The sequence below is a fragment of the Sphingomonas sp. LR59 genome (assembly GCF_036855945.1).
Lineage (GTDB): Bacteria > Pseudomonadota > Alphaproteobacteria > Sphingomonadales > Sphingomonadaceae > Sphingomonas.
Map to the genome: position 1 here is coordinate 1,571,729 of NZ_JASPFL010000001.1, position 25,386 is coordinate 1,597,114.

Annotated in this window: 26 protein-coding genes and 1 pseudogene; 19 read left to right on the plus strand and 8 right to left on the minus strand. The window is 62.6% G+C overall.

The window, feature by feature from the left end; genetic code table 11:
- Positions 1–8 precede the first annotated feature (8 nt).
- Complete coding sequence (locus QP164_RS07110; protein WP_333922689.1) at positions 9–1,388, plus strand: PepSY-associated TM helix domain-containing protein; 1,380 nt, start codon at positions 9–11, stop codon at positions 1,386–1,388.
- 193 nt (positions 1,389–1,581) lie between these two features.
- On the opposite strand, the gene QP164_RS07115 is transcribed toward QP164_RS07110, so the two are convergent.
- Positions 1,582–2,514 (minus strand): LysR family transcriptional regulator, encoded by a 933-nt coding sequence (locus QP164_RS07115; protein ID WP_333922690.1) that lies wholly within the window; start codon positions 2,512–2,514, stop codon positions 1,582–1,584.
- A gap of 76 nt (positions 2,515–2,590) precedes the next feature.
- Between QP164_RS07115 and QP164_RS07120 the strand changes: the two genes are divergently transcribed.
- The 5 genes from QP164_RS07120 (at position 2,591) to QP164_RS07140 (ending at position 5,339) form a co-directional block, all read left to right on the plus strand.
- The gene (locus QP164_RS07120; RefSeq protein ID WP_333922691.1) at positions 2,591–3,229 is read left to right on the plus strand and encodes a DsbA family protein; all 639 of its coding nucleotides are present in this window, start codon (positions 2,591–2,593) and stop codon (positions 3,227–3,229) included.
- Positions 3,230–3,282: 53 nt separating this feature from the next.
- Positions 3,283–4,158, plus strand: a complete 876-nt coding sequence (locus QP164_RS07125; protein WP_333922692.1) for an MBL fold metallo-hydrolase — start codon at positions 3,283–3,285, stop codon at positions 4,156–4,158.
- 2 nt (positions 4,159–4,160) lie between these two features.
- Positions 4,161–4,562: a nuclear transport factor 2 family protein gene (locus QP164_RS07130; protein ID WP_333922693.1), complete on the plus strand. Its 402-nt coding sequence runs from the start codon at positions 4,161–4,163 to the stop codon at positions 4,560–4,562.
- Positions 4,563–4,744: 182 nt separating this feature from the next.
- The gene (locus QP164_RS07135; RefSeq protein WP_333922694.1) at positions 4,745–5,014 is read left to right on the plus strand and encodes a hypothetical protein; all 270 of its coding nucleotides are present in this window, start codon (positions 4,745–4,747) and stop codon (positions 5,012–5,014) included.
- 115 nt (positions 5,015–5,129) lie between these two features.
- Positions 5,130–5,339 carry a hypothetical protein gene (locus QP164_RS07140; protein ID WP_056527076.1) on the plus strand — a complete coding sequence of 70 codons (210 nt, stop codon included), beginning with the start codon at positions 5,130–5,132 and terminating at the stop codon, positions 5,337–5,339.
- Positions 5,340–5,348: 9 nt separating this feature from the next.
- Here the strand turns inward: QP164_RS07140 and QP164_RS07145 are convergent, their stop codons facing one another.
- On the minus strand, positions 5,349–6,239 hold the full coding sequence (locus tag QP164_RS07145; RefSeq protein ID WP_333924203.1) for a LysR family transcriptional regulator: 891 nt from the start codon (positions 6,237–6,239) through the stop codon (positions 5,349–5,351).
- Positions 6,240–6,411: 172 nt separating this feature from the next.
- Here QP164_RS07145 and QP164_RS07150 point away from each other — a divergent pair, with 172 nt between their 5' ends.
- The 4 genes from QP164_RS07150 to QP164_RS07165 all read left to right on the plus strand — a co-directional run bounded on the left by QP164_RS07150 (position 6,412) and on the right by QP164_RS07165 (position 9,429).
- Positions 6,412–6,720, plus strand: coding sequence for a hypothetical protein (locus QP164_RS07150; protein WP_056527079.1), 309 nt, complete (start codon positions 6,412–6,414; stop codon positions 6,718–6,720).
- A gap of 23 nt (positions 6,721–6,743) precedes the next feature.
- On the plus strand, positions 6,744–7,694 hold the full coding sequence (locus QP164_RS07155) for a pirin family protein (RefSeq protein WP_333922695.1): 951 nt from the start codon (positions 6,744–6,746) through the stop codon (positions 7,692–7,694).
- On the plus strand, positions 7,691–8,305 hold the full coding sequence (locus QP164_RS07160; protein ID WP_333922696.1) for an FMN-dependent NADH-azoreductase: 615 nt from the start codon (positions 7,691–7,693) through the stop codon (positions 8,303–8,305). The genes QP164_RS07155 and QP164_RS07160 overlap by 4 nt, the downstream gene beginning before the upstream one ends.
- A gap of 89 nt (positions 8,306–8,394) precedes the next feature.
- Positions 8,395–9,429: an LLM class flavin-dependent oxidoreductase gene (locus QP164_RS07165; RefSeq protein ID WP_056527093.1), complete on the plus strand. Its 1,035-nt coding sequence runs from the start codon at positions 8,395–8,397 to the stop codon at positions 9,427–9,429.
- Between the two features lie 82 nt (positions 9,430–9,511).
- Here the strand turns inward: QP164_RS07165 and QP164_RS07170 are convergent, their stop codons facing one another.
- Positions 9,512–10,438: an alpha/beta hydrolase gene (locus QP164_RS07170; RefSeq protein ID WP_056527096.1), complete on the minus strand. Its 927-nt coding sequence runs from the start codon at positions 10,436–10,438 to the stop codon at positions 9,512–9,514.
- A 97-nt stretch (positions 10,439–10,535) separates the two neighbouring features.
- On the opposite strand from QP164_RS07170, the gene QP164_RS07175 reads away from it, so the two are divergent.
- Both QP164_RS07175 and QP164_RS07180 read left to right on the plus strand, forming a co-directional pair.
- Positions 10,536–11,447, plus strand: a complete 912-nt coding sequence (locus QP164_RS07175) for a LysR family transcriptional regulator (protein WP_333922697.1) — start codon at positions 10,536–10,538, stop codon at positions 11,445–11,447.
- 519 nt (positions 11,448–11,966) lie between these two features.
- A complete protein-coding gene (locus QP164_RS07180) occupies positions 11,967–12,473 on the plus strand; it encodes a MucR family transcriptional regulator (protein ID WP_333922698.1) in 507 nt (168 codons plus the stop codon).
- Between the two features lie 69 nt (positions 12,474–12,542).
- On the opposite strand, the gene QP164_RS07185 is transcribed toward QP164_RS07180, so the two are convergent.
- A complete protein-coding gene (locus tag QP164_RS07185) occupies positions 12,543–13,127 on the minus strand; it encodes a recombinase family protein (protein WP_333922699.1) in 585 nt (194 codons plus the stop codon).
- A 190-nt stretch (positions 13,128–13,317) separates the two neighbouring features.
- On the opposite strand from QP164_RS07185, the gene QP164_RS07190 reads away from it, so the two are divergent.
- The gene (locus tag QP164_RS07190) at positions 13,318–13,683 is read left to right on the plus strand and encodes a DUF4440 domain-containing protein (RefSeq protein WP_277982729.1); all 366 of its coding nucleotides are present in this window, start codon (positions 13,318–13,320) and stop codon (positions 13,681–13,683) included.
- Between the two features lie 99 nt (positions 13,684–13,782).
- Here QP164_RS07190 and QP164_RS07195 read toward each other — a convergent pair whose 3' ends face one another.
- The 3 genes from QP164_RS07195 to QP164_RS07205 form a co-directional block, all read right to left on the minus strand.
- Positions 13,783–14,409: a class I SAM-dependent methyltransferase gene (locus tag QP164_RS07195; RefSeq protein ID WP_333922700.1), complete on the minus strand. Its 627-nt coding sequence runs from the start codon at positions 14,407–14,409 to the stop codon at positions 13,783–13,785.
- 100 nt (positions 14,410–14,509) lie between these two features.
- On the minus strand, positions 14,510–14,890 hold the full coding sequence (locus QP164_RS07200) for a hypothetical protein (protein ID WP_333924312.1): 381 nt from the start codon (positions 14,888–14,890) through the stop codon (positions 14,510–14,512).
- Positions 14,790–15,485: an SDR family NAD(P)-dependent oxidoreductase gene (locus QP164_RS07205; protein ID WP_333922701.1), complete on the minus strand. Its 696-nt coding sequence runs from the start codon at positions 15,483–15,485 to the stop codon at positions 14,790–14,792. Before QP164_RS07205 ends, QP164_RS07200 begins: the two co-directional genes overlap by 101 nt.
- 277 nt (positions 15,486–15,762) lie before the next feature.
- On the opposite strand from QP164_RS07205, the gene QP164_RS07210 reads away from it, so the two are divergent.
- The 6 genes and pseudogenes from QP164_RS07210 to QP164_RS07235 all read left to right on the plus strand — a co-directional run bounded on the left by QP164_RS07210 (position 15,763) and on the right by QP164_RS07235 (position 23,306).
- Positions 15,763–18,162 (plus strand): membrane-bound PQQ-dependent dehydrogenase, glucose/quinate/shikimate family, encoded by a 2,400-nt coding sequence (locus QP164_RS07210; protein ID WP_333922703.1) that lies wholly within the window; start codon positions 15,763–15,765, stop codon positions 18,160–18,162.
- A 194-nt stretch (positions 18,163–18,356) separates the two neighbouring features.
- Positions 18,357–19,004: a (2Fe-2S)-binding protein gene (locus QP164_RS07215; protein WP_333922705.1), complete on the plus strand. Its 648-nt coding sequence runs from the start codon at positions 18,357–18,359 to the stop codon at positions 19,002–19,004.
- A pseudogene (locus QP164_RS07220) lies at positions 19,004–20,022 on the plus strand (FAD binding domain-containing protein). Before QP164_RS07215 ends, QP164_RS07220 begins: the two are co-directional and overlap by 1 nt.
- Positions 20,023–20,419: 397 nt before the next feature.
- Complete coding sequence (locus tag QP164_RS07225; RefSeq protein WP_333922706.1) at positions 20,420–22,171, plus strand: xanthine dehydrogenase family protein molybdopterin-binding subunit; 1,752 nt, start codon at positions 20,420–20,422, stop codon at positions 22,169–22,171.
- A 222-nt stretch (positions 22,172–22,393) separates the two neighbouring features.
- The gene (locus tag QP164_RS07230) at positions 22,394–22,807 is read left to right on the plus strand and encodes a hypothetical protein (protein WP_333922707.1); all 414 of its coding nucleotides are present in this window, start codon (positions 22,394–22,396) and stop codon (positions 22,805–22,807) included.
- 316 nt (positions 22,808–23,123) lie between these two features.
- Positions 23,124–23,306, plus strand: a complete 183-nt coding sequence (locus QP164_RS07235) for a hypothetical protein (protein ID WP_333922708.1) — start codon at positions 23,124–23,126, stop codon at positions 23,304–23,306.
- A 199-nt stretch (positions 23,307–23,505) separates the two neighbouring features.
- On the opposite strand, the gene QP164_RS07240 is transcribed toward QP164_RS07235, so the two are convergent.
- Positions 23,506–25,386: a putative bifunctional diguanylate cyclase/phosphodiesterase gene (locus QP164_RS07240; RefSeq protein ID WP_333922709.1), complete on the minus strand. Its 1,881-nt coding sequence runs from the start codon at positions 25,384–25,386 to the stop codon at positions 23,506–23,508.

The following is a 25,386-nucleotide window of genomic DNA, read 5'->3' on the forward strand; positions in this document are numbered from 1 at the left end:
CTTCAGCGATGAACACGAACCCACCCGCTGGCCATCGGGCACCCGGCGCGCGGTGGTACAACGCGGTATGGCGTTGGCACTTCTATGCAGGCCTGTTCTGCATCCCATTCATTATCTGGTTGTCACTGACGGGCACGATCTATCTGTGGCGACCGCAGATGGAAGCATTGTTGGACCGGCCCTACGATCATCTTCCCGTTGCCGGGCGGACCGTCTCACCCGACGCGCAGGTGCGGGCGGCACTGGCTGCGGTGCCAGGATCGTCGCTGCATAAATACGTACTCTCGGAACATCCGGGAAACGCCGTGCGTGTGATCGTCTCCGCTGATGGCGTTGATCACCGCGTCTATGTCGATCCGCACTCGCTTGCGGTGCTGAAGGTCATCGGCGAGGAAGACCGGCCGCTCAACGTGGTATCGCGCCTTCACGGCGAATTGCTGGCGGGGGTGTGGGGCAGCTACCTCGTCGAGATCGCCGCCTGCTGGGCGATCGTCATGCTCCTGACGGGTCTCTATCTGTGGTGGCCGCGCAACCGGAAAGGGCTCGCGGGTGTCCTCTACACACGCCTGAGGGGCGGCCGACGCTTGTTCTGGCGTGATATCCACGCGACTGCCGGCATCTGGGTGTCGGTGTTCGCGCTCGGGCTGATCCTCACTGGCCTTCCGTGGGCAAACGCCTGGGGCAGCTATCTCGGCGAAGTCCGCACGCTCACGGGCGCGACGCAGGGTCCGGTTGACTGGACGATCGGCGGTAAGGCGCCGACGCCGAAAACGGACGCAATGCTCGGCCCTCACGCCGGGCATGACGGCATGGTGATGGCCACGCCCACGATCCGACCGGGTGAACTTGCCCGCGTGATCGCGACGGTCCGGCCGTTGCGGATCGCGCCGCCCGTGCTGCTGTCTCCGCCCGAGCATGATGGTGCACCGTGGGCGGTGTCATCGGACGCAGCCGATCGTCCGCTGCGATCGGACGCGCAGGTGGATGGTGCGACAGGGCGCCTTGTCGGCCGTGTCGCGTTCGCCGAGCGCCACTGGATCGACCGGGTCATCGGCTACGGCATCGCAGCGCACGAGGGCGCGCTGTTCGGTATCGCCAATCAGATCCTCGGCACGCTCACTGCGCTGTTGCTGGTCGTTTTAGCCGTATCGGGCGGGGTTATGTGGTGGCGGAGGCGACCGACGGGTTTGTTGGGTGCGCCGGTGCCATCGGCGCACCCACGCTACCGGCCTGCGTTAGTCGCAGCGATCGTCGGCCTTGGGATCTATATGCCGCTGTTCGGGCTGACGCTGTTGGTCGTGACGATTGTTGAAAGGGTCCTGCTGCGGCGCGTCCCTCGAGCGCGGCTTTGGCTGGGACTGGAGTCTCCCGCCCTTCGCACTGCCTGAACAACGACCCTACCTCAGGGGCAACTGTGTGAAAAACCCTGTCGCAATCACGACTATGCGGAAAACAGGTGTTTTGCGGCACTCGAGTCTGCCTCCGACGCTATGCGTATATCTGGGGCCGTTCTATGTACGATCCCGTCTTACGATCGTGCGCCCGCGGCGCCGGTCAGTGTCACGTAATGCCGACCAACCATCACCGCCTGCGTTCAATCTCCGACAGCATGTCGAGAAACGCGGTGACGCGCGCCGGCCGGTAGGGGGTATCGGGCATGACCGCGTAGATCCCGCCGCTATCCAGATGCCAATCAGGCAGCAGCCGGACGAGCCGGCCGCTTGCCAGATCGTCGGCGACGGCGAAATCGGGAAGAACCGCGATACCGCCAACGTTCCTCACCGCCTGCAGCACGCCGAGCGTCGCGCTGATCGCGAGCGTCGCCGCAAACTGCAGCGATTGCTGACGCCCGTCCTGGGTGCGGAAAGTCCAGCCCAGCGGATCGCGCAAGTTGCTGTTAGCGACGAAGGCTAGCCCCGCGACCTGCTCAGGCGTGAGGTCGCGTGCGAGATGCCCGGCAAATTCAGGGCTCGCGACGAGCAACTGGTCGAAGGCCCCAATGCGCCTCGATCGTAGCGCGCTGTCGACCAGCCAGCCCACTCGAATTGCCAGTTCAATGTCGCTCCCGATCGGATCTAACGTTGCGTCACCGATGACAAAATCGACAGTACAGCCCGGATAGCGCTGCTGGAACGCGGCGATGACAGGAACGACCACGGCGATCCCGTAGTCAAACGGTGCGGTCAGCCGCAGTTTTCCCGTCGGCGCGCGGTCGCTGCTCTCGAGCCCATCGAACGCCGCCTGCGCCTCCGCCAGCACGCGCGCGCTCCGTTCATAGAAGGCGCGCCCTTCCTCAGTCGGGCGGACGCTGCGTGTCGTGCGTACAAGCAAAGTAGTTTCGAATGCGCGTTCAAGCGCGGCGACCTGCTGGCTAACGACAGCCTTGGTGATTCCCAGGCGCTCCGCCGCGGCGGTGAACGAGCCGGTTTCGACCACTTCCGCAAAATACGCGAGCCGCTTCAGATTGTTGATGCCGCGGTTTGATCCGGAGCGAACATTGTGTGGCAAAGACATACGATCTGATTAGATCTTCGTTCTACACATCGCAATCGACGGGGCGCATATTCCGGTCATCCTGGAGTCGATGACGATGACGACGCGCTTTCTCTACATCTACGATCCACTGTGCGGCTGGTGCTACGGTGCCTCCGCCGGAATCGCTACGCTCGCAGCCCAGGGCGACCTGACCGTCGAGCCGATGCCCCGCGGATTGTTCGCGGGCAAAGGCGCCCGCACTCTCGACGGCGCGATGAGCGATCACATCATGGCGAGCGACCAGCGGATCGCGACTGTCACTGGTGCGGTCTTTGGCGCGTCCTATCGCGAACGGATCGCCGGCAGCGCCAGCCTGACGCTCGACAGTGGACCCGCAACGCTGGCGCTGAGCGCGGTTGCGCGAACCGCGCCGATGCGCGAACTCGAAGCACTCGGGATCATCCAGCGCGCCCGCTATGTCGACGGACGCGACATCACCGATGCGTTCGTGCTGATAGATCTGCTTGTCTCCGCCGGCCTCGATGCCGCAGCGGTCACGCTTGCCAATCCCGCGCCTGGCCTGCGCGAGGAGAACCGGTCCCGGCTGGAGCAGGCGCAGACAGTGATGCGGCGCTTCGGAGTGAGTGGCGTACCAGCGCTGTTCCGGATCGATGGCGACCGGATATCACCGATCGACGCGGCCATCTTATACCATAACCCGCTCTCGCTCGTTCGTTCACAGGGTGTCGCGTGACTGTGCGCAAATCCAACCAGCCAGTATTCACCATGCCTAACCGGAGACAGATGATGACGATGATCGCAGGCGGCGCAGCCGTATCGATATTGGGTCAAGGCGAAGCGCTCGCTGCCGGCAAGGCGCTTCAGTGGAAGGCATTCCCAGCCGGCGAGCCTGGATTCTTCCGTGCGCCGGTACTGGTCTGGGGCGCGACCGAGGCGGTCCTGATCGATGGCGGCTTCACGCTTCCCGACGGCCGGGCGCTGGTCGAGGCGATCAAGGCGACCGGTCGCACGCTTACCACCATCTATGTCAGCCAGAGCGATCCCGACTATTACTTCAGCCTGAGCCCGATCAAGGATGCCTTCCCCGACGTTCGTGTGCTGGCCGCGCCCGAGACGATCGCAGCGATCACGGCGAACGTCGACAAGAAGCTCGCGACCTGGAGTCCGCAGCTCGGCGACAATGGTCCCAAAACGCTGGCCGATATCGTCATGCCGAGCGCGTTCTCGGATACCCAGCTACTGGTCGACGGGCAGGCGATCGAGATCGTCGCTGCGAGCAGCCTCGCCAACCGTCGCTATCTCTGGGTGCCGTCGCTGTCGGCAATCTTCGGCGGGGTGCTGGTGTTCTCGGGCGTCCATGTCTGGACCGCGGACACCGCCGGTGCCGAGGCGCGGGCGGCATGGATCGCTCAGCTCGACGCGATGCTGGCGCGCAAGCCCGATGTGGTCGTGCCTGGCCACATGACCCCGTCGGCACCGCTTGGCCAAGCCGCAATCATCTATACCCGCGACTATCTGCGGGCGTTCGAGGAGGAGATCGCCAAGAAGCCGGACAGCGCTGCGCTCATCGCGGCGATGACCGCGCGCTATCCCGACGCGGGGATGGGCGTGGCGTTGCAGGTCGGCGCGAAGGTCGCGACCGGCGAAATGAAGTGGGGCTGAGCATGCAAAGCAACACCGACATCATTCGCGCCACCTATGAAGGCACGTCGGCGGAAAACGGCGCGCATCTGAAGGCCGCGCTCGCGCCGGACGCGACATGGACCGAGGCAGCGGGATTCCCCTATGCAGGCACCTATGTCGGCTATGACGCCATCGTCGAGAACGTCTTCCAGCGGCTCGGCACCGAATGGGAGGGGTATACCGCCAAGGTCCACACCTATCTCGCCGAGGGCGACCGCGTCGCCGCGTTCGGGATCTATTCAGGCACCTACCGTGCGACCGGCAAGGCGGTGTCCGCGACTTTCGCGCATCTCTATCGGTTGGAGGACGGCAAGATCGTCACGATGGAGCAATATGTCGACAGCGCGACGGTGATGGCTGCTCTGGACGGCGACAACAGCTGACATGCATCTTCGACGATGGCTTTGCCGCGGTATCTCGACGATAGACCGGGGCACCGAGGCAACGCCGACCGTTCGATTTTCTCGAACCTGATCGTCGAAACTATTCGGCTGTGTCCAAGCCGCAGTTGGGCCGATAGCGACTTCCAAGGCGGCGCTGCAATCGGGCGCTCCGGGAGTGCATCATGGCCTATCTCGATCTCGAACTGAACCTTCCCCGCGGCGCGCTCGAGCAGGCCCAGACGCGTGCCACGCCACGACACGATCCGGTTTCACGGCTGAGCATGCTGGAGCGTCAGGTTATCCAGCTTGCACATACCGATGGCCGGTGGAGCCTGGCCGGTTCAGGTCGGTTTCAGTCGGTGCTGGCGACAGTGTTAGGGCTTGAGCGTCCGAACCCCTCGCAGATCCACGGCTTGAGGCGTTGCGCCGCTATGCGGTCACGCTTCGTCTAAGCGCCGGCAGGCTGTCGCGCCCGGACGACGATCGACTGATCGCGTTCGGTTTCTCCTCGGCAGCGATCACTGATATTCGCCGATTGGTACTCGACACCGTGCAGTCGGTGGCGTGATGCGAACCGCCCTCACACGCGCCAAGCCGGACTTCGTCACTTTGACGGCGGTCGTTGTACAGCTTGCGGTCGTCATAGGTGCCGCCCTGCTGCTCTATACAGAACTGGTTCGTAAGCTCGACGATCCGATGATCTCTGTCGTCCTGACGCTAACGGCATTGCTCACGTTCGTAGCCCTCGTCACCTCGAATGTACGCAGGCGTCCCTGAACCGACCAATCACAGCTGCCCCCGCAAGCGCTCGATAAGCCAGGCAGCAGCGGGGCCTGGCGGCGTATCGCTCCGATGGATCGCGTGCATCTGATATTCCCCGCCCGGCGCATCCGGCATGTCGAGCAGAACGAGCCGCCCAGTGTCGAGATCATCCCGGATCATCGCTTCGGGCATGTAGCCCCAGCCGATCCCCGCCTTCATCAGCATGTGCTTCGATCCGAGATCGGCGAGTCGCCAGGTCTGGCTGCTCATTACCGCAAAATCGCGCCCCTGCGTTAGCGGCGAGCGATCGGTCAGCACCAGCTGGATATGCGCGCGCCCGGCGCCTGGTGCGTTGCGTCCCGCCAGCACCAGCGGATGCGTAGGGGCTGCGGCCGGCAACAGGCGGATGCTGCCGATCGCGATCCGCTCGATCCCGTCCACCGTGTCGAGCGGGCCACTGACGCCCAGCGTTGCCCGGCCGTCGCGCACCTGCTGCGTCACCGCGCCCAGCGTCTCAACCGACAGATGCAACGAAACCGTCGGAAAGGTCGCGAAGAACGCGGTCAGCGCATCGACGACCCGCGCCTCGGGCAGGAATGTGTCGAGCACCACGTGCAGTTCGGACTCGAGCCCCTGCAACACCCCCTTGGTCTTGGTCCGCAAGGAATCGATGCTGCTGGCGACCAGCCGCGCTTCGCCCAGCACCATCCGGCCCGCTTCGGTCAGTTGCGGCTTGCGCGTCGTCTCCCGATCGAACAGCCGGACACCCAGTTGCGCCTCCAAATTGGCGATCGTGTAGCTGATCACAGAGGTCGCACGGTTCAGCGCGCGCGCGGCGCCTGCGAAACTGCCGGCTTCGACAACGGTCACGAGAACGCGGAGCTGGTCGAGTGTCGGCGTGCCGGGTTCCGAAATAATGATGCCTTTCCGTCTGCGGCGTGGATCGATGCATAGGATGATCACGCAGACGCGCCAACCGGCCTTGTCGAGATTATCGAACGTAGCGATCGAAACTTAGCCGGTTTCGCTAAAAGTTGCGTGTCCGTATCTGGGTCTCACGACGCAAACAGGCGTCTCGGACACGACCATGAAAAACCAGCGCTCCGATACCCACCCCCTGACGAACACCGAATGGTCGACCGTCGCCGAGGCGCTCTCGACGGTCGAGAACGACGGTGCCGAACTGGTATCGCGTTTGATGCGCCGGGTCCGCGTTGCGCTGACTGGCACCGCGCCGACACTGCCGCAGGTCGATCCGCGCACCGCCGCGATCCGCGCCTTTGTCAGCGACACTCGGCGCTTCGGTCGACCGGCAGACGCCGCGGGCTCGGCGCTGCTCGGTCACGGTTTCAATGCGAACCAGGTCGCGGCCCTCGCAGCGCTGTCGATCCACTGATCCCCCTTCTTCGGAGACCTGCCGTGACGCTTCAGTCCCATACCGGCCCGGTCGAACAGACCATCCTGCCCGCAACCCGCGATCTCGGCGATTTCTCGGTGCGCCGCGCACTGCCCTCGGCCAAGCGGCGGATGGTCGGGCCGTTCGTGTTTCTCGACAGCTTCGGTCCGGTCGTGCTCCGTCCCGGCCAGGGTGCCGACACCCGTCCGCACCCGCATATCGGGCTCAGCACGCTCACCTATCTGATCGAGGGCGAGAGCGAGCACCGCGACAGCGCGGGCTACGTCCAGACGATCCGGCCGGGCGAAGTGAACCTGATGACCGCCGGTCGCGGCATCGTCCATTCCGAACGCAGCGGTGTCGAGAGCCGTGCGCGCACCGAGACGATGTTCGGCTTCCAAGCGTGGCTCGGGCTGCCAAGCGCGTTGGAGAAAACCGATCCCGGCTTCCAGCATGTCGCGGCAGGCGACGTGCCGGTGATCGCCGATCACGGCATCGAAGTTCGCCTGCTCGCGGGCCGCTTCGGCGGACGGCAGTCGCCGACCAACATCTTCTCCGAGACGCTCTATGCCGATGTCGTGCTGGCGGACGGGATGTGCTTTCCGATCGAAAGCGCGCATATCGAGCGCGCGGTCTATGTCGTCGGCGGATTGATCGAGGTCGAGGGCCAGACCGGTCGTTTCGGCAAGGACGAACTGGTCGTGTTCCGTCCCGATACCGAGATCGTCGTCCGCGCGGTCGGCCCGACGCGGCTGATGGTGCTGGGCGGCGAACCGCTCGACGGCCCGCGCCACATCTTCTGGAATTTCGTGTCGAGCCGCCAGGAGCGCATCGACCAGGCCGCTGCCGACTGGCGCGAACGACGCTTTCCCGGCGTGCCCGGCGACGACGTCGAATTCATCCCGTTGCCCGAGACGCCCCCCGTCTCGCAGCCTGATCACTTCCTTCCCCAACCAGAAAGACCCAGGACATGAAGCTTCTCCATATCGATTCTAGCATTCTCGGCGATCATTCCGTCAGCCGCATGCTGTCCGCCGAGGCGGTCGCGCGCCTCGTATCTGATAGCGACGACGTCGTCGTCACGTACCGCGATCTTGCCGCCGACCCGATTCAGCATCTGTCGGGCGCGTATCTCGGCGCGCTCCAGAATGCGGATGCGCAGCACAGCGAGGCGATGCGCGCCGATCTCGCGACCGGTGCCGCTGTGCTCGAGGAATTCCTCGCCGCCGACACGATCGTCATCGGCGTCGCCTTCTACAACTTCACCGTGCCATCGCAGCTCAAGGCGTGGATCGACCGGATTCTCGTTGCCGGTCAGACCTTCCGCTACACCTCGGAAGGCAAGCTCGAAGGGCTCGCAGGCGGCAAGCGCGTGATCCTGACGGTCGCTCGCGGCGGGTTCTATGGTCCCAACTCGTCACTCGCCGGTATAGAGCACGCGGAAACCTATATGCGCGCCGCGCTCGGTTTCGTTGGCATCCACGATCCCGAAGTCGTCATCGCCGAGGGCATCGCGACCGGTCCCGACGCGCGCACTACCGCGATCGAAACCGCAAAGACGCGCATCGCCACGTTGACGGCGTGATTCATAGTACCGGGCTGGCGATGCGCGTCGGCCCGGTTCACGATCGGTCCGGCAGGCGCGGATCCGCACAATACTCACGGAGAACACCCATGGAAATCGGCATCGACAGTTTTGCCGCCACGTCCGCGTTGCTCGGCGGGGAGAACCCGGCCAGCGATTCCGATCGGATGGCGTTCCTGCTCGACGAGATCGAGGCTGCCGATCGTGCCGGGCTCGACGTGTTCGGGATTGGCGAGCATCACCGCAGCGACTATCTCGACAGCGCGCCACCAGTGATCCTGGCGGCAGCGGCCGCACGCACCAAGACCATCCGACTCACCAGCGCCGTATCCGTTCTGAGCGCGGCCGACCCGGTGCGCGTCTTCCAGGAATTCGCGACGCTTGACCTGATCTCGCGCGGCCGGGCCGAGATTGTCGTCGGTCGCGGTTCGTCGGTGGAGGCGTATCCGCTGTTCGGCTTCGACCTCGTGGATTACGACGCACTGTTCGCCGAGAAGCTCGATCTGCTGCTCAAGGTTCGCGACAACGCGCATGTCGAATGGTCAGGCCGCTTCCGCGCGCCCTTGCGGGGCCAGGGCGTGTATCCGCGTCCGCAGCAGGCGTCGCTGCCGATCTGGCTCGGCGTTGGAGGCACCCCGCAGTCGTTCGTTCGCGCGGGAACGCTGGGCTTGCCGCTCATGGTCGCGATCATTGGTGGCGAAATCGCCCGGTTCCGCCCCCTGATCGACCTGTACCGCCAGGCGGGTGCGAAGGCCGGGCACGCGGCCGACACGCTGAAAGTCGGGATCCACGCGATGGGTTTCGTCGCCGATACGACGCGCGAGGCGCAGGACCGGTTCTTTCCCGGCTGGCAGCAGATGTTCACCAAGATCGGCCGCGAGCGTGGCTGGCCGCCTGCGACGCGTGCGCAGTTCGACCAGCTCGTCTCGCCGAGCGGTGCGTTTCTGGTCGGCGATCCGGAGACCGTCGCCGCCAAGATCCTGCGCGCCGACCGTGACATCGGCGGGATCGACCGCCTCACCTTCCAGATGAGTTCGGCCGCGCACGACCAGCCCGCCATGCTCCACTCGATCGAACTGCTCGGGCGAGAAGTGCGGTCGCGCGTCAACGCCGATCCAGCGTGAAGAGACAGCGAGGAGCCGACCGTCATTCCTGTGAACGGCGCCACGATCTGAAGAGACGTGGCGCCGTTGCTCAGCTTTGCGTTCAGGCAGCCCTGACAGCGTGATCCAAAAACGCAGCGGCGTTTTCGATCGCCTCGCGACCTTCCGCCAACTCGGCGTGGAACATATGCCAGACGTGGAACATACCCGGCCACACTTCGAGCGAAACACGAACCCGGTTCTCACCGAGATGTGCCGCGAGGCGGATGGCGTCGCTCAGCATCAGTTCGCCTTCGCCGATCTGCACCATGATCGGTGGCAGGCCACGAACATCCGCGAAGACCGGCGAGGCTTCGGGACTGTTCGGCAGCGCGTCGCCCAGGAAGGTCCGAGCCATGAGGTCGAGGCCCGCCTTGGTGTTCAGCTTGTCCAGTCCCTCACGATTGAACATCGAGGCACCGGTGTGTTCCAGGTTCGCCCAGGGCGAGAGCGCGGCCCCACCGGCCGGTAGTGGCACGCCGGCGTTACGCGCCATGACCATTACGGACACGACCATAGCACCGCCAGCAGAGTCCCCGGCGAACGTCACCGACTTCGGGTTCTGCCCCTGATCGATCAACCAGCGATATGCTGCAAACGTATCTTCGATCGGAACGGGAAATGCATGCTCAGGCGCCAGTCGGTAATCCGGCAGATAGACGCGCGCCTTCATCGCCTTTGCGAATGCCGCTGCCAGCCCGTGATAGCCGCCGGGTCCGCCGACGATGTACGCCCCACCATGGATGTAGAAGAGCACTCGGTCGCCCTCTACGTCTTCCGGGGTAACGAGCGTCCCAGGAACACCGCCCATGTCGATCTGCTCGATACGCACGTCGGCAGGCGTCGGGTGCTCGGCCATCTTGCGGACGTAGGATTGGCGAATTTCATCGATCGTCACATCGGTGTTCTCGCCCAGGATGACGGGGCCGAGGTGCTGCAGGCTTTCAGCCCATTGGTTCAGGCGATGCGTCACGATGTCGTTGAAGGCCATTTCATTTGCTCCTGATGTCGGTAAACTGCTCAGGTCATCAATATAGTCCGTTGATTGGCGATCGGACGTCTACACTGTGGAGGAGCGGAAGCGTCTCATGGCGCCAGGCAACATCAATGACATCGTCGCCTTTGTTGCGGCAGCCGAAGCGGGAAGCTTCGTAGGAGCAGCCCGCGTGCGTTCGATGACGCGGTCGGGTATCGCCAAGAGCGTTGCGCGCCTGGAGGATCGGTTGGGCGTGCGGCTGTTCCACCGGACGACGCGCAGCCTTGGGCTGACCGATGACGGTCGCATCTTCCTCGAACGCTGCACGCAGATCCTGACCGACCTCGAAGAAGCAGAATTGTCGATGTCCGATGGCGGCGGAGAGCCTCAGGGACTGTTTCGGCTGACTGCGCCGATGACGTTCGGACGCGTCATGGTCCTGCCGCTGCTCAATGATTTTCTCGCCTCATGGCCAAAGCTCAAGGCGGACGTGAGCTTTACGGACCGGGTCAGCGACATCGTCGAAGACGGTATCGATCTGGCGATCCGAATTGGCGAGACTCGCGAAAATAGCAGCCTCATCACCAGGACACTTACCCACCAGCACGACCTGGTCGTCGCCAGCCCCGCCTATCTGCTGGTCAATCCAGCACCGAGCCATCCCGACGATCTGCTGGGCCATGCTTGCCTGAACTATGTAAGCGCCGGCCAGAAGCGCGCTTGGCGGTTCAAGCTCGAAAACAAGACCATCCTGGTCAATCCGCGAGCGCGTCTCTCGCTCGATAGCGGAGAAGCATTACGCGACGCCGCAATCGCGGGGGCGGGTTTGGCATTCCTTCCCAGCTACGTCGTCAACCAGGACCTTGCCGACGGCCGCCTCAACAGGCTGTTGATAGATTATGCCGCGCCCCCGGTCCCGATCAGCTTGATTTACCCAAGCCGCCGTCACCTGTCTCCGAAAGTCCGCCGATTCATTGATCTCTTGGTGCGCAACATTGCGCACCGTTCAGCCATTGTGATTTAATAGCAGACATTATTTGGCTCTCCGAAAGCGAGCCAGACGTTCGCTAGGCACCATCAAATACGACAGCTGGTTAATCGCGGTCGTCTGGCTTGAATTAGTTCTCGAAATGCCATCCAGACTGTGCGGAAACCTACCATTATCGCCGTTCAAAGGTCAGGTGCACGAAAAACCCGATTACAAGCACGACTGTACGACAAACAGGTGTTTTGCGTCTCCTGCGCGGCCTTGCCGGTGCTTAGGCCCAGCGACGGATACGGTTAGAGCGGTGACCGCTCCGCGCATGAGAGCTTGATCAATCATATTCGATCAGAAGTTTGGAGCACACCCGGCAAGATTCAAACGGTCGCTGGCGTCGGCGTCAGCGAAGGAGCAAATTTGCCAACGTCTCAAACGGTAATTAAGAAAGCGTATTCCCGGTTTCATTTTTATGTATTGATCTCAAATGGATAGTCTGGCGCGACCTGAGATTGCCAGCGACCAATTAAGTACCTAGATGCGCCTCCAGAAATGGAGACTTCTATGTCCGACGCTACCCTCGACCTGAACCCCGTTGAACTCGCCACGGAATTGACAATCGCTTGGTTGGCCAATCCCAACACGCGTACCAACGCTGCCGACGTTCCAGCCTTCCTGAACAAGATGTACGAAACTGTTTCGGTGCTGGTCGGCGGAAACTCGACGGCTGCCGAGCCCGAAGCATCTGCTCAAGAGTACACCCCGGCAGTGACTGCTCGTAAGTCGCTTGCCAGCCCCGATTACATCATCAGCATGATCGATGGTAAGCCGTACAAGACGCTGCGCCGTCACCTCGCGACTCATGGCATGACGCCAGTGGAGTATCGCGAGCGTTATGGCCTGAAGGCTGATTACCCCATGGTCGCTCCTACCTATTCGGAAGCACGTCGCACGATGGCCAAGAGTATTGGGCTCGGTCGCAAGCCTGGCCAGACGAATGTAGCCAAGGCAGACGCCAAGCCCGCTTCGGCTCCGCGCAAGCGCAAGACCGAAGAAGCAGCAGCGGAATAATATAGAGGCTGGCTTCCTAGGAAACGGGGAGCCAGCCATTTATCGTGCATGTAGATCAGCTGCATGCTTCTAAGCGACATTCTCTTCCGCGCTAATTGCCTCTTGTTCTGGTGCTGGCAAATGGCGGTATAGCGTCGCGATCGAGACGCCGATGGTTGGGGCTATTTCGCGGGCAGTCATTCCAGACGATAATAGCTTCCGCGCGGCCTCGAGGCGTTTGGGTGTCATTACTGTCTTCCGGCCACCTACCCTGCCCTCACGCCGGGCGACGATTAACGCAGCCGTCGTGCGCTCACGAACCAAGTCACGCTCCATCTCGGCCATCGCTGCCATGATATGGAAAACGAGTTTCCCTGCTGTGCCTGCGGTATCGATCCCGTCTGTAATCGATTTCAGCCCGATTCCCCTCGTCGCCAGATCGGACGAGAGGTCAATCAGTCCTTTCATGGTACGGCCGAGCCGGTCGAGCTTCCATACTACGAGAATGTCGCCGGTTCGCGCATGGGAAAGCGCGTCGGCTAACCCTGCGCGGTCGGCTTTTGCTCCGCTGGCCTTGTCCGAGAAGGTTCGTTCGCAACCCGCACTACGCAACGCTTCGAGCTGCGGGGTCAGATCCTGTTCCGGGGTCGACACTCGGGCATAGCCGATCAGCATGAAGCATTCTCAGAACTCATGTCTGACGTCTATCATGTCAAGGGCCAATCGCGAAAGTGTTTTGAGACGCTGGCGTCAACTGCTACGGTTCTCACATGATGGCGCATCAAAAACGATCGTTTATGAGGTAAGCTCGGACGCCGGAACCCTCGTATATTCTTCCGCGCTATAGCCATGAAGGAGAGACGGCATGGACGACCAGCGAGTGTGGGAATTCGAAGGTAGCCTATGGGATGCCAGCGACGAGCATTACCAGAACCGGATCGACGAGGAGATCGTCATGGTCTTGCCCCGCCCGCCTTATGTCTTCCAGGGGCAGGAAGCGAAGGATGCGGTCAAGGCTACGCCCGATTGGGATGCGGTCGAGCTATCGGACCGACGAGTGTCACGACCTCAAGAGGGCCTGATCGTCGTTGCGTACACCGCGCGCTGCGCAAGCGGCGACGAGAAGTACGAGGCACATTGCACCTCGACTTTGCGGATGCGGGGACACGACGATTGGCTGGTCGTCCAACATCAGCAGACGCCACCCTTAACCGCCAGCGTCGAGGCCTGACCACGAGCTTGCCGTTGCGCCTGATACATACATGAAACAGGCGCAACGGCACTAAACCGGGAAGTCAGCGCCCCCATTGCTGGTGTGATCCCGACAGCCTCAACTGCGACCGGTTATCGCGACCAATGGATCGCCCAGGCGACCGTCGGTGAGTAGGGAAGCCGTGGCATCGCGGAACCCTGCTGTTTCCAAATAATGGCGGACAAGCGATGCGTGGCCCCGCGTGTCGAGAGCGCGCCAGACCGCCACGGCCTTGGTCGGGAAGCACCGGTTCGAGAAGCTTATGATGACGCGGCCTTCCGGCTTCAGCACACGACGAATCTCGCGCAGTACCGCCAGGGGGTGTTGCAGATATTGAACGCCGACACAGATCAGTACGGCATCGTAGCGCGCGTCCTCTTCGGACAAGTCAGGCACATCGTTCAGGTTCTGGACGAACCAGCGATCGAGGCGCGGATTGGCCGCGAGTTCCTCTGCGTTCATGCCGTGGCCGACTACCTCGCCGTAGGCGACGTCGTCCGGCAGGTGGCTGACCCAGCTCGACATGAGGTCGAGCACCCGCCCGCCAGCGGGGATCGCATCGCGGTAAAGGCTGGTCAGTGCACCTACTGCTGCCTCGTCAATGTGCGTGACTAAACGCGGGGGCGCGTAGAAGCCAAGATCGTCGCCATCATCCTGACGGTCGAAGGCATGCGCCGGCAATCCCAACTCGATCGCTTCGGTCACGCGGTGAACCCCTGCCAAGTAAACCAGCCGGTATTTGCGACCACAGCGTCCGTTCGTAGCCGTATGCCCAAGCGCACCGCGAGATAGCGGTCGTCCTCAATCACCGGCGACGGCCCAGCCATACACCGACCCCCGCAAGGCCGAGAACCGCCATACCGCCCGCTGCGGCTGCCACCTTGCGCCCCCGGTGTGGATCGCGTCGGCCACCATCAGAACCGGCCGGGACGCCATGTTCGAACAACACCCCATCGCGGTCGTTGCCGTCGGCCGCGCGGGCTGACCAGGTGTCGAGGAAGCCGCTCATGATCGCCGCCAGCAGGTTCGGCGCCGCGAACTCGCCAAGTTTGAATGCGATTGCCGGCGCGCCGACGGCGGTAAGGTTACGAGGGTGCGTGGCGAGCCGCACGACTGCCTTCGCCACCGTCTCCGGTGCGAGCGAACCGGGGAAGCGAAAGCCGGGCACCGGTATAGTTGCCGGCATGGTCCACGCCGGGCGTATCGACGAAGGTCGGGCAGACGTCGCATATGTGGATATGAGGGCGCTTCGATACCTCACCGCGCAACGCCGAGCTGAACCCGCGTAACCCGAACTTACTCGCCGAGTAGGCCGCAGCGTACGGCGTGGCGACAAAACCGCCCGCCGAAATCATGTTTACCCAGGTGCCGTGATCCTGCGCGAGAAAGATCGGCAGTACTGCATGGACGTCGTTCATGTGGGCGACGAGATTCACTTCGACGACACGGGCGTGATCCGCGATCGGGACGTCTTCGTACCGGCCAAGCACACCGACGCCTTCACAGCTGAACCACAGGTCAATGCCACCGAGCAGATGGCGCGCCTCAGCGGCGAATGCGGCCACTGCGCCTGCGTCGGTGCAATCTACCGGTCGGACGATTGCGCTGCCGCCAGCTTCGACGCAGCGCAGCGCGACGTCGTCCAGCCCGTCCTTGCCTCGAGCCCCTAGGACAAGCCGCGCTCCCGCTTTAGCGAAAGCCACTGCTGTTGCCGCGCCGATACCACTCGAAGCGCCGGTAATCACTACGCGGCGCCCGGCCAGGTTACGATCAGCGCTCATCGGACGATGCTCAAGGCGGCTGCGTTTACACCTACGGGAAGACAACGCGAGCGCATCAGACGAACTGTCTTGTCATCATGCATAGGCACTCAACGTCCCGGAGGCGCTGGGGTGTCCGCCTGACACCGCGAGATGTTCTATAAAGTGATCCCAGCCAATGTGACAAAAGTTTCATCCGGACGTCTCCTTTTAAACTCCGCGACACGTCTACGGTGCCTGCTGCACCGCCTCCCTAGATACCGCTGTCGTGGGGTAGGCATGACGCGCGGAGCCGCTGATGACCCATGTCCGTCACCCTGCCCGATGGCCTCATATCCTGGCCGTTATCATTGGCGTCGTTGGGCTTCTCAACCTTGTCGGCGGTTTGTGGCTCGCAACGTTAGGCGGCAGCCTGTTCTACATCGTTGCCGGCTTTGCGATGTTGGCGACGGCCGTGTTGCTTTGGCGCAGGCGTGTACTCGCGTTACACGTGTTTGCCGCGCTCGTGCTCGGCACGGTAATCTGGGCATGGGCAGAGATCGGTGCCGATTGGTGGCCGCTAGTGCCACGCGGCGACCTGATCTTCATCTTCGGTGCGTTGCTGGCCCTCCCTTGGACGGTTAAGCGCCTGACGCCAAGCGAACCATGGACACGAGGCGCCGGTCCGCTGACTGCGGCACTAGGCATAGCCATCGTGTTCGGCGCTGTCTCACTGACGCGCGATGTGCACAATCTTGACGGCAGTCTACCGGAGCCGCGCAACGCGATTGCCGCGAACCTGCACGGCGTGGCCGATGACGATTGGCAGGCCTATGCGCGCAGCTGGTACGGCGACAAATTCTCGCCGCTTACGCAGATCACGCCAGCCAATGTCGGCAATTTGAAAGTCGCCTGGCAACTGCGTACCGGTGACATGAAACGCGACACCGACCCCGGTGAGACAACGTACGAGATGACGCCGATCAAGGTTGGGGACACGGTGTATCTGTGTACGCCGCACAACTGGGTCATCGCGGTCGACGCCGAGACCGGCAAGGAACGCTGGCGCTTCGATCCGAAGATCGTGACATCGCAGAAGAACATGCAGCACCTAACGTGCCGCGGCGTCTCCTACTGGGATAGTACGAAGGCGGGCGTACCTAGCGCTACAAGCGTCAGCGACTGCCCCCAGCGCATTATCCTGGCCACGAATGACAGCCGGCTGATCGCGCTCGATCCGCGAACGGGTGCGTTGTGTCGCAGCTTTGGTCAGAACGGTACTGTCAGCCTGCTGCCAGGTCAGCCGCACTACAATCAGGGCTGGTATCAGGTGACCTCGGCGCCACTGGTTGCAAAGGGGCTCATCATCACTGGCGGCGCAGTGTTCGATAACATCGCGACCAAGGTACCGTCCGGCGTAATCCGCGGCTATGATGCGGCGTCCGGCCGGCTCGTCTGGAACTTCGATCCCGGCAACCCCAACGACACTGCGCCACTGGGTACGGGCAAACAGTACACGCCGTCATCTCCCAACAGCTGGAGCACGCCGGCAGCCGATGAAGCGCTCGGGCTTGTCTACCTGCCGATGGGCATGGGGGCGGTCGATCAGTGGGGCGGCAACCGTCCTGCTACCACCGAGCAATTTGCAACTTCGGTCCTCGCGCTCGACATCGCGACTGGCCGACCGCGCTGGATTTATCAGACCGTCCATCACGATCTGTGGGACATGGACGTGCCAGCGCAGCCAGCACTGGTTGACCTGACACTGCCTGGCCGCGGCAAAGTGCCTGCGCTGGTCCAGTCGACCAAGACTGGCAATCTGTTCGTGCTTGATCGCCGGACTGGCAAACCGATCTTTCCGGCGCCCGAACGCGCCGTGCCAGCCGGTGCCGCGCCTGGCGACCACACGTCGCCGACTCAGCCCTTTTCTTCGGTATCGTTGATGCCAGCGCAGGCGCGTGAGACGGACATGTGGGGCACGACAATGCTTGACCAGCTCTGGTGTCGGATCCGCTTCAAGTCGCTCGACTATCGCGGGCCGTTCACGCCACCCTCGCTGAAAGGTTCTCTGGTCTTCCCAGGAAACTTCGGTGTCATGGACTGGGGCGGTATCTCGATCGACCCGGTGCGACAGGTCATATTCGCACATCCAAACTACGTAGCGTTCGTCGACCGACTGGTGCCACGTCGAGACGATAGTGGCGGACCCAACGAACGCGGGCCGTCCGGCGGATCGGATCGGCGCGGCTCTCAGGAGCAGGGTTATAATCCCAACACAGGCGCGCCGTTCGCGGTCGACATGAACCCGTTCCTGTCGTTTGCCGGCCTGCCGTGTCAGGCGCCGCCTTGGGGCTATGTCGCCGGCATTGATCTGACCACGGGCAAGAAGGTCTGGGAGCATGAGAACGGCACGATCCGCGACGAGACGATCCTGCCGCTGCCATTCAAGATGGGCGTGCCATCGCTCGGTGGACCAATCACGACCGCTAGTGGGGTTGCGTTCATGGCTGCGGCGATCGACAACTACGTTCGCGCTTATGACACCCGCACGGGCAAGGTCTTGTGGCGCGCTCGTTTACCAGCAGGCGGTCAGGCAACGCCGATGTCGTATCGCTCTACCGCGAGCGGTCGACAGTTTGTTGTCGTAGTCGCGGGTGGCCATGGCTCACTCGGCACAAAGCTCGGCGATCACGTCATCGCGTATGCGTTGCCAAAGTAGAAAGCTCGAGAGCGCAGGCATTGGTGGCAGTTTGAAGCCACCAATGACCTGCTTGTCGGCTTCTAACGACTACCCCCTGCTCGACGGAAGGGCTGATCGCCTGATTGCAGCACGTTGACGCCACGTGCTGCAATCATAGCAGGCGCAGGACGACCGATCTAAGCGCTTTAGCTAAGCGTCTGTTTCGGTTACGAATGTCTGGTACGGCAAATGCCCGTCCGGAGAGTCTTCTGATGCCTGATATGGAGCACTTGCTGGGCGTGCCTTTGACACGGCGCACCGCGCTCGGTGGTACCGCTGCGCTTACAGCGTCTAGCCTTATTTTTGAGAGCGATCAGGCGGTCGCGGCACCGCTCGCCATGCCGGTCGGCACCCGGTTGGCGATCCGGACGACAGTCAACGGCAAGGCGGTACCGGTAGAGATCGATGTGCGGACATCGCTGCTCGATCTCCTGCGTGAGCAACTGCATCTGACTGGCGCCAAGAAGGGCTGCGACCATGGCCAGTGCGGCGCATGTACCGTTCACGTCGACGGTCGGCGCGTAGCATCCTGCCTCACGCTAGCAGCCAAGGTCGACGAACGTGCCGTGACAACGATCGAAGGGCTTGCCTATGGCGAGACGCTGCATCCGATGCAGCAGGCCTTCATCGATCACGACGCGCTGCAATGCGGCTATTGTACGCCGGGACAGATCATGGCGGCAGTCGCGTGCGTGCGCGAAGGCAACGCCACGTCAAAGGATCGCATTCGCGAATATATGAGCGGCAACATATGCCGCTGCGGCGCCTATGTCGGCATCGTCGCGGCGATCGAGCAGTTTGCGGGAAGGGAGAAGAGCTGATGCGTCCCTTCACCTATGCACGACCCGAAAGCGCCGTAGCGGCAGTCCAGGCCTTCACAGCCGCGGGAGCCGGTGCGCGTTACATCGCTGGCGGCACCTCGCTCTATGACCTGATGAAGCTCGACATCGAGAAGCCTCAGCATCTTATCGACGTCACTGCGATCCAAGGGCTCGACGGAATCGAAACAGGAGGCGAGCGGCTACGCTTCGAGGCGCTAGCACCGATGAGCGCGGTCGCGACCGACAAGGTCGTCCTGCGCGATTATCCTGTCCTTGCCGAGGCGTTGTGGAAGGCTGCCTCGCAGCAACTGCGCAATATGGCGACGGTCGGCGGTAACCTGCTCCAGCGGACCCGCTGTCTCTATTTCCGAAACGGTGCGGGCGGAACGTCGGTCGGCAACACCTACCCCTGCAACAAGCGGGAGCCGGGCTCGGGTTGCGCGGCAATCGGTGGACTCGACCGCGGTCAGGCTGTGCTGGGCCAGAGTTCGTCATGCACCGCCGTCTCCCCGGAGATTGGCCCGTCGCGCTCGTCGCGCTCGACGCCTATGTCGAAGTGCTGGGCGCCAGCGGTAGCCGCGCGATCCCGATTGCCGAACTCTATCGTCTACCGGGCAGCACGCCGAACCTCGAGTTCACGCTGCAGCCAGGCGAGTTGATCACGGCGATCGTCGTGCCAAAGACGAAGGCAGGCCGGCATTCGACGTATCACAAGATTCGTGACCGGGAGAGCTACGCCTTCGCGCTCGCCTCGGCAGCGGTCGCGTTAGACATGGCTGGTGACACCGTGACGCGCGCCCGGATCGCACTTGGCGGCGTGGCGACCAAACCATGGCGGGCGACCGCGGCGGAGGCGCTGCTGGCTGGTAAGCCTCTGACCCCGAAGACAGCACTGGCGGCAGGGCACGCCGCCTTCGCCGATGCCAAAGCTAGCAAGCAGAACGGCTTCAAGATCGAACTCGGCGCGCGGACCGTTGCCGACGCCCTGACTATTGCCGCAGCGAGGAACCGGTCATGACCGCCCCCTTCCCCAACCGTCCCCGTGCCGATGCCCGCGAGAAGGTGATGGGCGCTGCGCGCTATGGAGCCGACCATCAGGTCGCTGGACTGCTGTACGCCATGCAGGTCCCGGCAACGATCGCAAAGGGGCGTATTGCCGCGCTGTCGGTCGATGCAGCGATGCAGGTGCCGGGCGTTGTTCGCGTGCTGACCGCGACCGACTTTCTGCCGCCCCTCCTGCGACCCCTGGCGCACCGCCCCCGCCTGCGACGCTCACGGCCGACATTGCCTATCGCGGCCAGCCGGTCGCACTTGTCGTTGCCGAGACGCTCGAGGCCGCGATCGAGGGCGCCGAGGCCATTCGTCCGACCTACACAACAGCGCCCGCGTTCACCTCGCTCATCGAGCAGCCGGGGATGGTGCGCGAAGCCGTCAAACCGGTGACAGCGGGCGATGCGACGCAGGCGATGGCGCGCGCGGTAACCCGGCACAAGGCGGACTATATCTCACCGCCGCAGCACCATAACCCGATCGAGATGCTGTCGACGACGGCCGTATGGGAGAACGGGCAACTCACCATCTACGAAAGCACGCAGAGCAGCAGCAACACAAAGGGTGCCGTAATGCGCAACATGCGCCTTACGCCCGAGCAGGTGACGGTAAAGAGCCCACAGATCGGAGGGGGCTTCGGCCAGCGTGGCGGGGCACAGCGCCAGACCGCCCTGGTTGCCCGCGCCGCGATGCTGCTCGGCCGACCGGTCAAACTTGTCCTGCCGCGCGGGCAGATTTTCCATAACGCAACCTTCCGGCCGAAGAACCGTCACCGGATCGAGATCGGTGCGGATGCCAGCGGCAAGATGATCGCGGTGCGCTACGACGCCGATCAGCAGCAATCGCGCGAAGGCCAGTTTCCGCCCGACTACCACGAGTCCGTACCCATGCTGTACGGCATCGAGAATTACCACGGGACCGCCGCCAATCTGCGGATCGATACGCAGGCGCCAGGTTATATGCGGTCGCCGACACCGCATCCGTCGTGCTTTGCCTTCGAAAGCGCGGTGGACGAACTTGCCCTCAAGCTCGGCGTCGATCCGGTCGCCTTCCGACTGCGCCACCGCGCCACGACCGATCCGATCCACGGCCAGAAACTCTCGTCCTGCTATCTATCGGAATGCCTGACGGAGGGCGCCCGTCGTTTTGGGTGGGAACGGCGTAGTCTCCAGCCTGGATCGATGACGCTGCCCGACGGCACGCAGGTCGGCTGGGGCGTGGCATCGGGCGCCTATCCGGGCTCCGCCCATCCCAACATCGTCACTCTGCGCGTGAACGCAGACGGCACGACGCGGTTTGCGGCTGCAGGGCATGAGATGGGCCAGGGCATCCGCTCGACCATCGAACAGGTTCTCGTACGCGAACTGGCGATCGATCCTTTGAAACTGGAGATCGCGATCGGCGACACCAGTGTAGCGCCTCAGCACACGACGGCGGGATCCTGGGGCACCGCGAGTGTCGTGCCGGCAGCGGCAGAGGCGGCTGCCAAGTTGAACGCTGCCATGGCCGAGCTGTTGGCGGGGCGTCAGGTGGCGGGCAATCTTCACCGACAGCTTGCGACCGTGCGGCGTCCCTCGCTTCAGGTCGAGGTCGAGCATGTTGCTGTCGACCAGGGTCCGAAGGATCTGGCGAAACTGCGCAAGGGCGGCATGGCGCTGGTCGGGCCGGATTACTCGACCTTCACGACCTACAGCTACATTGCCCACTTCGTTGAAGTTCATGTCGAACCGGGTACGCGCCGCGTCCGCGTGCCACGCGTCGTCAGCATTGCCGATTGCGGGCGGGTGATCTCGCCTCGCACGGCCGAGAGTCAGGTTCGGGGCGGCGTGATCTGGGGCATTGGTGCGGCGCTCCGCGAAGCGACCGAAGTCGATCCGCGCTATGGCGGGTGGCTGAACAACGATCTTGCCGACTATGTCGTGCCTGTGAATGCCGACATCGGGTCGATAGACGTCGGCTTTATCGATCGACCAGATCCTCTGATCAATGCTCTTGGCGCAAAGGGGCTTGGCGAAGTTGCCATGACGGGCTGTGCCGGCGCCATTGCCAATGCCATTCACCATGCGACGGGTAAGCGGCTGCGCGAGATGCCGTTCAGGATCGAAGATCTTCTGTAATCGAACCGAGGCGAAAGACCGCGGCTGAGACGGGAAATCACATGCCTCCGACGTGCCGAGCTATATCAAAAAGCCTCTTAAAGCATCGGACCTTGTTGGATGTACGTACTTCCTCTCGCTGCGGCAGCAGCCATGATGCAATCGCCGGTTGCCACCACCGCGGTAAGACCTGGCACGATAGCGATCGTGGCTGCTGATAGTCCGACTACGTCTCCCGCTATCATGAGAACGTTCACGGACGCCGTTCAGCGAACCCTCCTTCGAACACCATTCCTGCCCCTGCCCGACCCGAACCACAGCCTTTACATTGCCAAGGTTGAGGTATCGCAGACACAGCGCGGCGTCGTCAGGTCCGGCAACGATCGATCAGACCGGCCAGGCATGGCAGCGGGCCTTGGAGGCCTGTCGCTGACTTTGCCTTCGGGAAAGGATCAATTGCGCGGACTGATCGTAACCCGTCTCAAGGTGACGGTATCGCTGCGCCGCGACAATCACGTCGTATGGACGGGGCAGGCGACCACGGTGCGCGCTAGCGGCACACGAATGGGCGATCCCTCTGTTGTCGCCGCAGCCCTCTCCGACGCCCTCCTGACATGGTTTCCTCGGCAGTTGCCAGGGCCGCTGTCTGTTCCGTAAGGCTCCCTGGGCTGATTTACGTATTCTCGGTTGAAGGTCGTCGCTGGTACGGTTCTTTTAAGCGGTTCTCCGCGTTCGCCTGCGCCAGGCGCTCGGTTAGTTCACCCTGACTGGCCATTACATCCCATGCTTCTGCCGATCGTAAATGACGTTCTCGGACACGAGGTAGCGAAGACAGCTCCGCTGCTGATCGTTCAAGGACGGCCGCGTTACGGTATGACCGGTTTGAGAAACGTTCATAGGCAAGCCTATAAACGACACGGCAGGTTTTCGTTTGTGCGGATTCAAGTTTCGAATGATTAAAAGGACATGCGATATGGACGTGAATGCTCAGGGCGAAGATACTCCTTCTGAACGCGCCGAGATCCATTTTCTTGCGGCGCTCGTCGACGAACTCATGCGTAAGATGCTGACGGCGGGCGTGGTTTCGCAAGCTGACCTGAATGAGATAGAAGCAGCGGTAGCAGCACGGACCGGAGCTGAGCCTAGAGCTTGGTAGAACACCGACCCATGTGGATTGGCGCCCAAAGCGGACCACCGGGAGGGTTTAACCACGCTGTTGTATCTAGGTCGAAGCTTACCGTGCATGGGTCCCGATCAGCGCCGATCGGGACCCCGTCTTCATCCATACGTTCGAGGAGATTATAGGTAGTTGGCTCGCGTAATGCTGGAGTCCCTCTTTCGGCGTCGATCCAAAATCAGCGCACGCCTGATCGCGTCGCAATCTGCGGTCGCGCGATGCCCTGCGCATGCCCGAGGAGAAGGGCGGTCGTCGTCTCGCGATTGACTGCGGGTGAGAATATGTACCCCTGCCCTATCGCACAGCCGATCGCGCGAAGCTGCTCGACTTGTTCTTGGGTTTCGATCCCCTCGGCGACGATCCTGATGCCCATCTTTTTCGCGATACGGATAAGGCCTTCAACGATGGTCACGCTGACGCCGTCGGGTTCGAGGTGGTCAACGAACAGTTTGTCGATCTTGATGACATCGACGGGAACGGTGAGCAGGTGCGTCAGCGATGCGAAACCCGTTCCGAAATCGTCCAGCGCGACCCGTATACCGTCAGCGCGTAATGCCCTGATCGCTTGCTGTATCGCTTGGTCGCCACGTCCCATGTACACCGTCTCGGTTACCTCGAGGATGACGTGATCGAGAGGGACCCGCTCGCGTTCGAGCGCCGCGGCCAGAACCTGCCCGACGGCCCCGCCACTCAAATCCGCAGACGAGACGTTGATGCCAACGTGTTGAAAGGGAATACCCAAATCCAGCCATCGACGTAGGTCAGCCGCTACCAGGGTCATCATCCTGGCAGTGAGCGAGGTCGCAACCTGCGCGTCGGCAGTCGCCTCATGAAAGGAGGCAGCCGAGACCAGATTGTCGCCGATGCGCATGCGGCAAAGCGCTTCCAGCCCTACGATCTCCCGCGTGTCGAGTCGAAAGATCGGCTGATAGTGCGCCTCGATCCGGTCCTCTCGCAAAGCCGCGCTGAGGTCCCTGATCGCACCCATACGCCGCGTCATGTTCGAGCGCAGCCCTGCCCAGTATCGTACGAAGCCGCCACGACCGGTCTCCTTGGCGTGGTAGAGGGCAAAGTCGGCATTTTGCCGCACAATCCCCACCCCGGCGTCATCCGATGAGACCGTAGCGCCTCCGATAGTAGCGCGGGGGACGATGCTATGCCCGCCGCAGTCGGCAGCAACCGAAAGCGCGCCTAGAACCTCATCAGCGATTTTCTCCAGGTTACAAAGCGCTTCAGGAGCCTGGAGAATGACAGCGACCTCGTCGCCACCGACGCGAAACGTTCGCCCGGGGCTGACTGCTGCTGAGATCCTGTCGCTGGCGATCTGAAGAAGCTCGTCACCCGCATGATGCCCGAACGTGTCATTCACGACCTTGAGATTATCGAGATCCAACACGAACAGTGCCCAACTGCCCACCGCAGCGCCTTCGAGTTTGGAAAGTGCGGCATGGTAAGCGGCCCGATTGGGGCAACCGGTCAAGGCGTCGGTAAAAGCCCGTCGTTGGTGCTCGAGGACACGCTCATGTCGCTCGATAGCGATTTGCGTGAGGTTAACGCAGTTAGCCACCACCTCGCGCTCAAAGGCCGTCGGTCCGCGGGCGCTGTGATAGTAGAAAGCAAAAGTTGCGATCGCGCGACCGTCTGCATCACATATCGGACTGGACCAGCAGGCGCGCAGCCCGTGGGGAAGTGCGAGGTCTTTGAACCGGGCCCAGCGGGCATCGGTTTCGATATCAACGACCGTAATATCTGTTTTCAGATACGCCGCAGTGCCGCAGGAGCCGGCTAACGGGCCGACGGACAGGCCATCCAAAGCTTGGGAATATGCTTCCGGAAGGCTCGGGCCGGCCAGCGGATGAAGCAGGCCTGCCACATCGACCGTTAAAACCGAACAGATTACGTCAGGGAGAATCCGCTCTACTTCCGCGCACAGCGTGGTACACGTTGGTGCGAGCCCAGCGCCCTTGGCAATCATCTTCAGAATAGCATTCTGAAGATGAAGCAGGACACTTACTGTATCATTGTCTCCTTGATACTGGGAATTTTCCGAAAGGCTCAT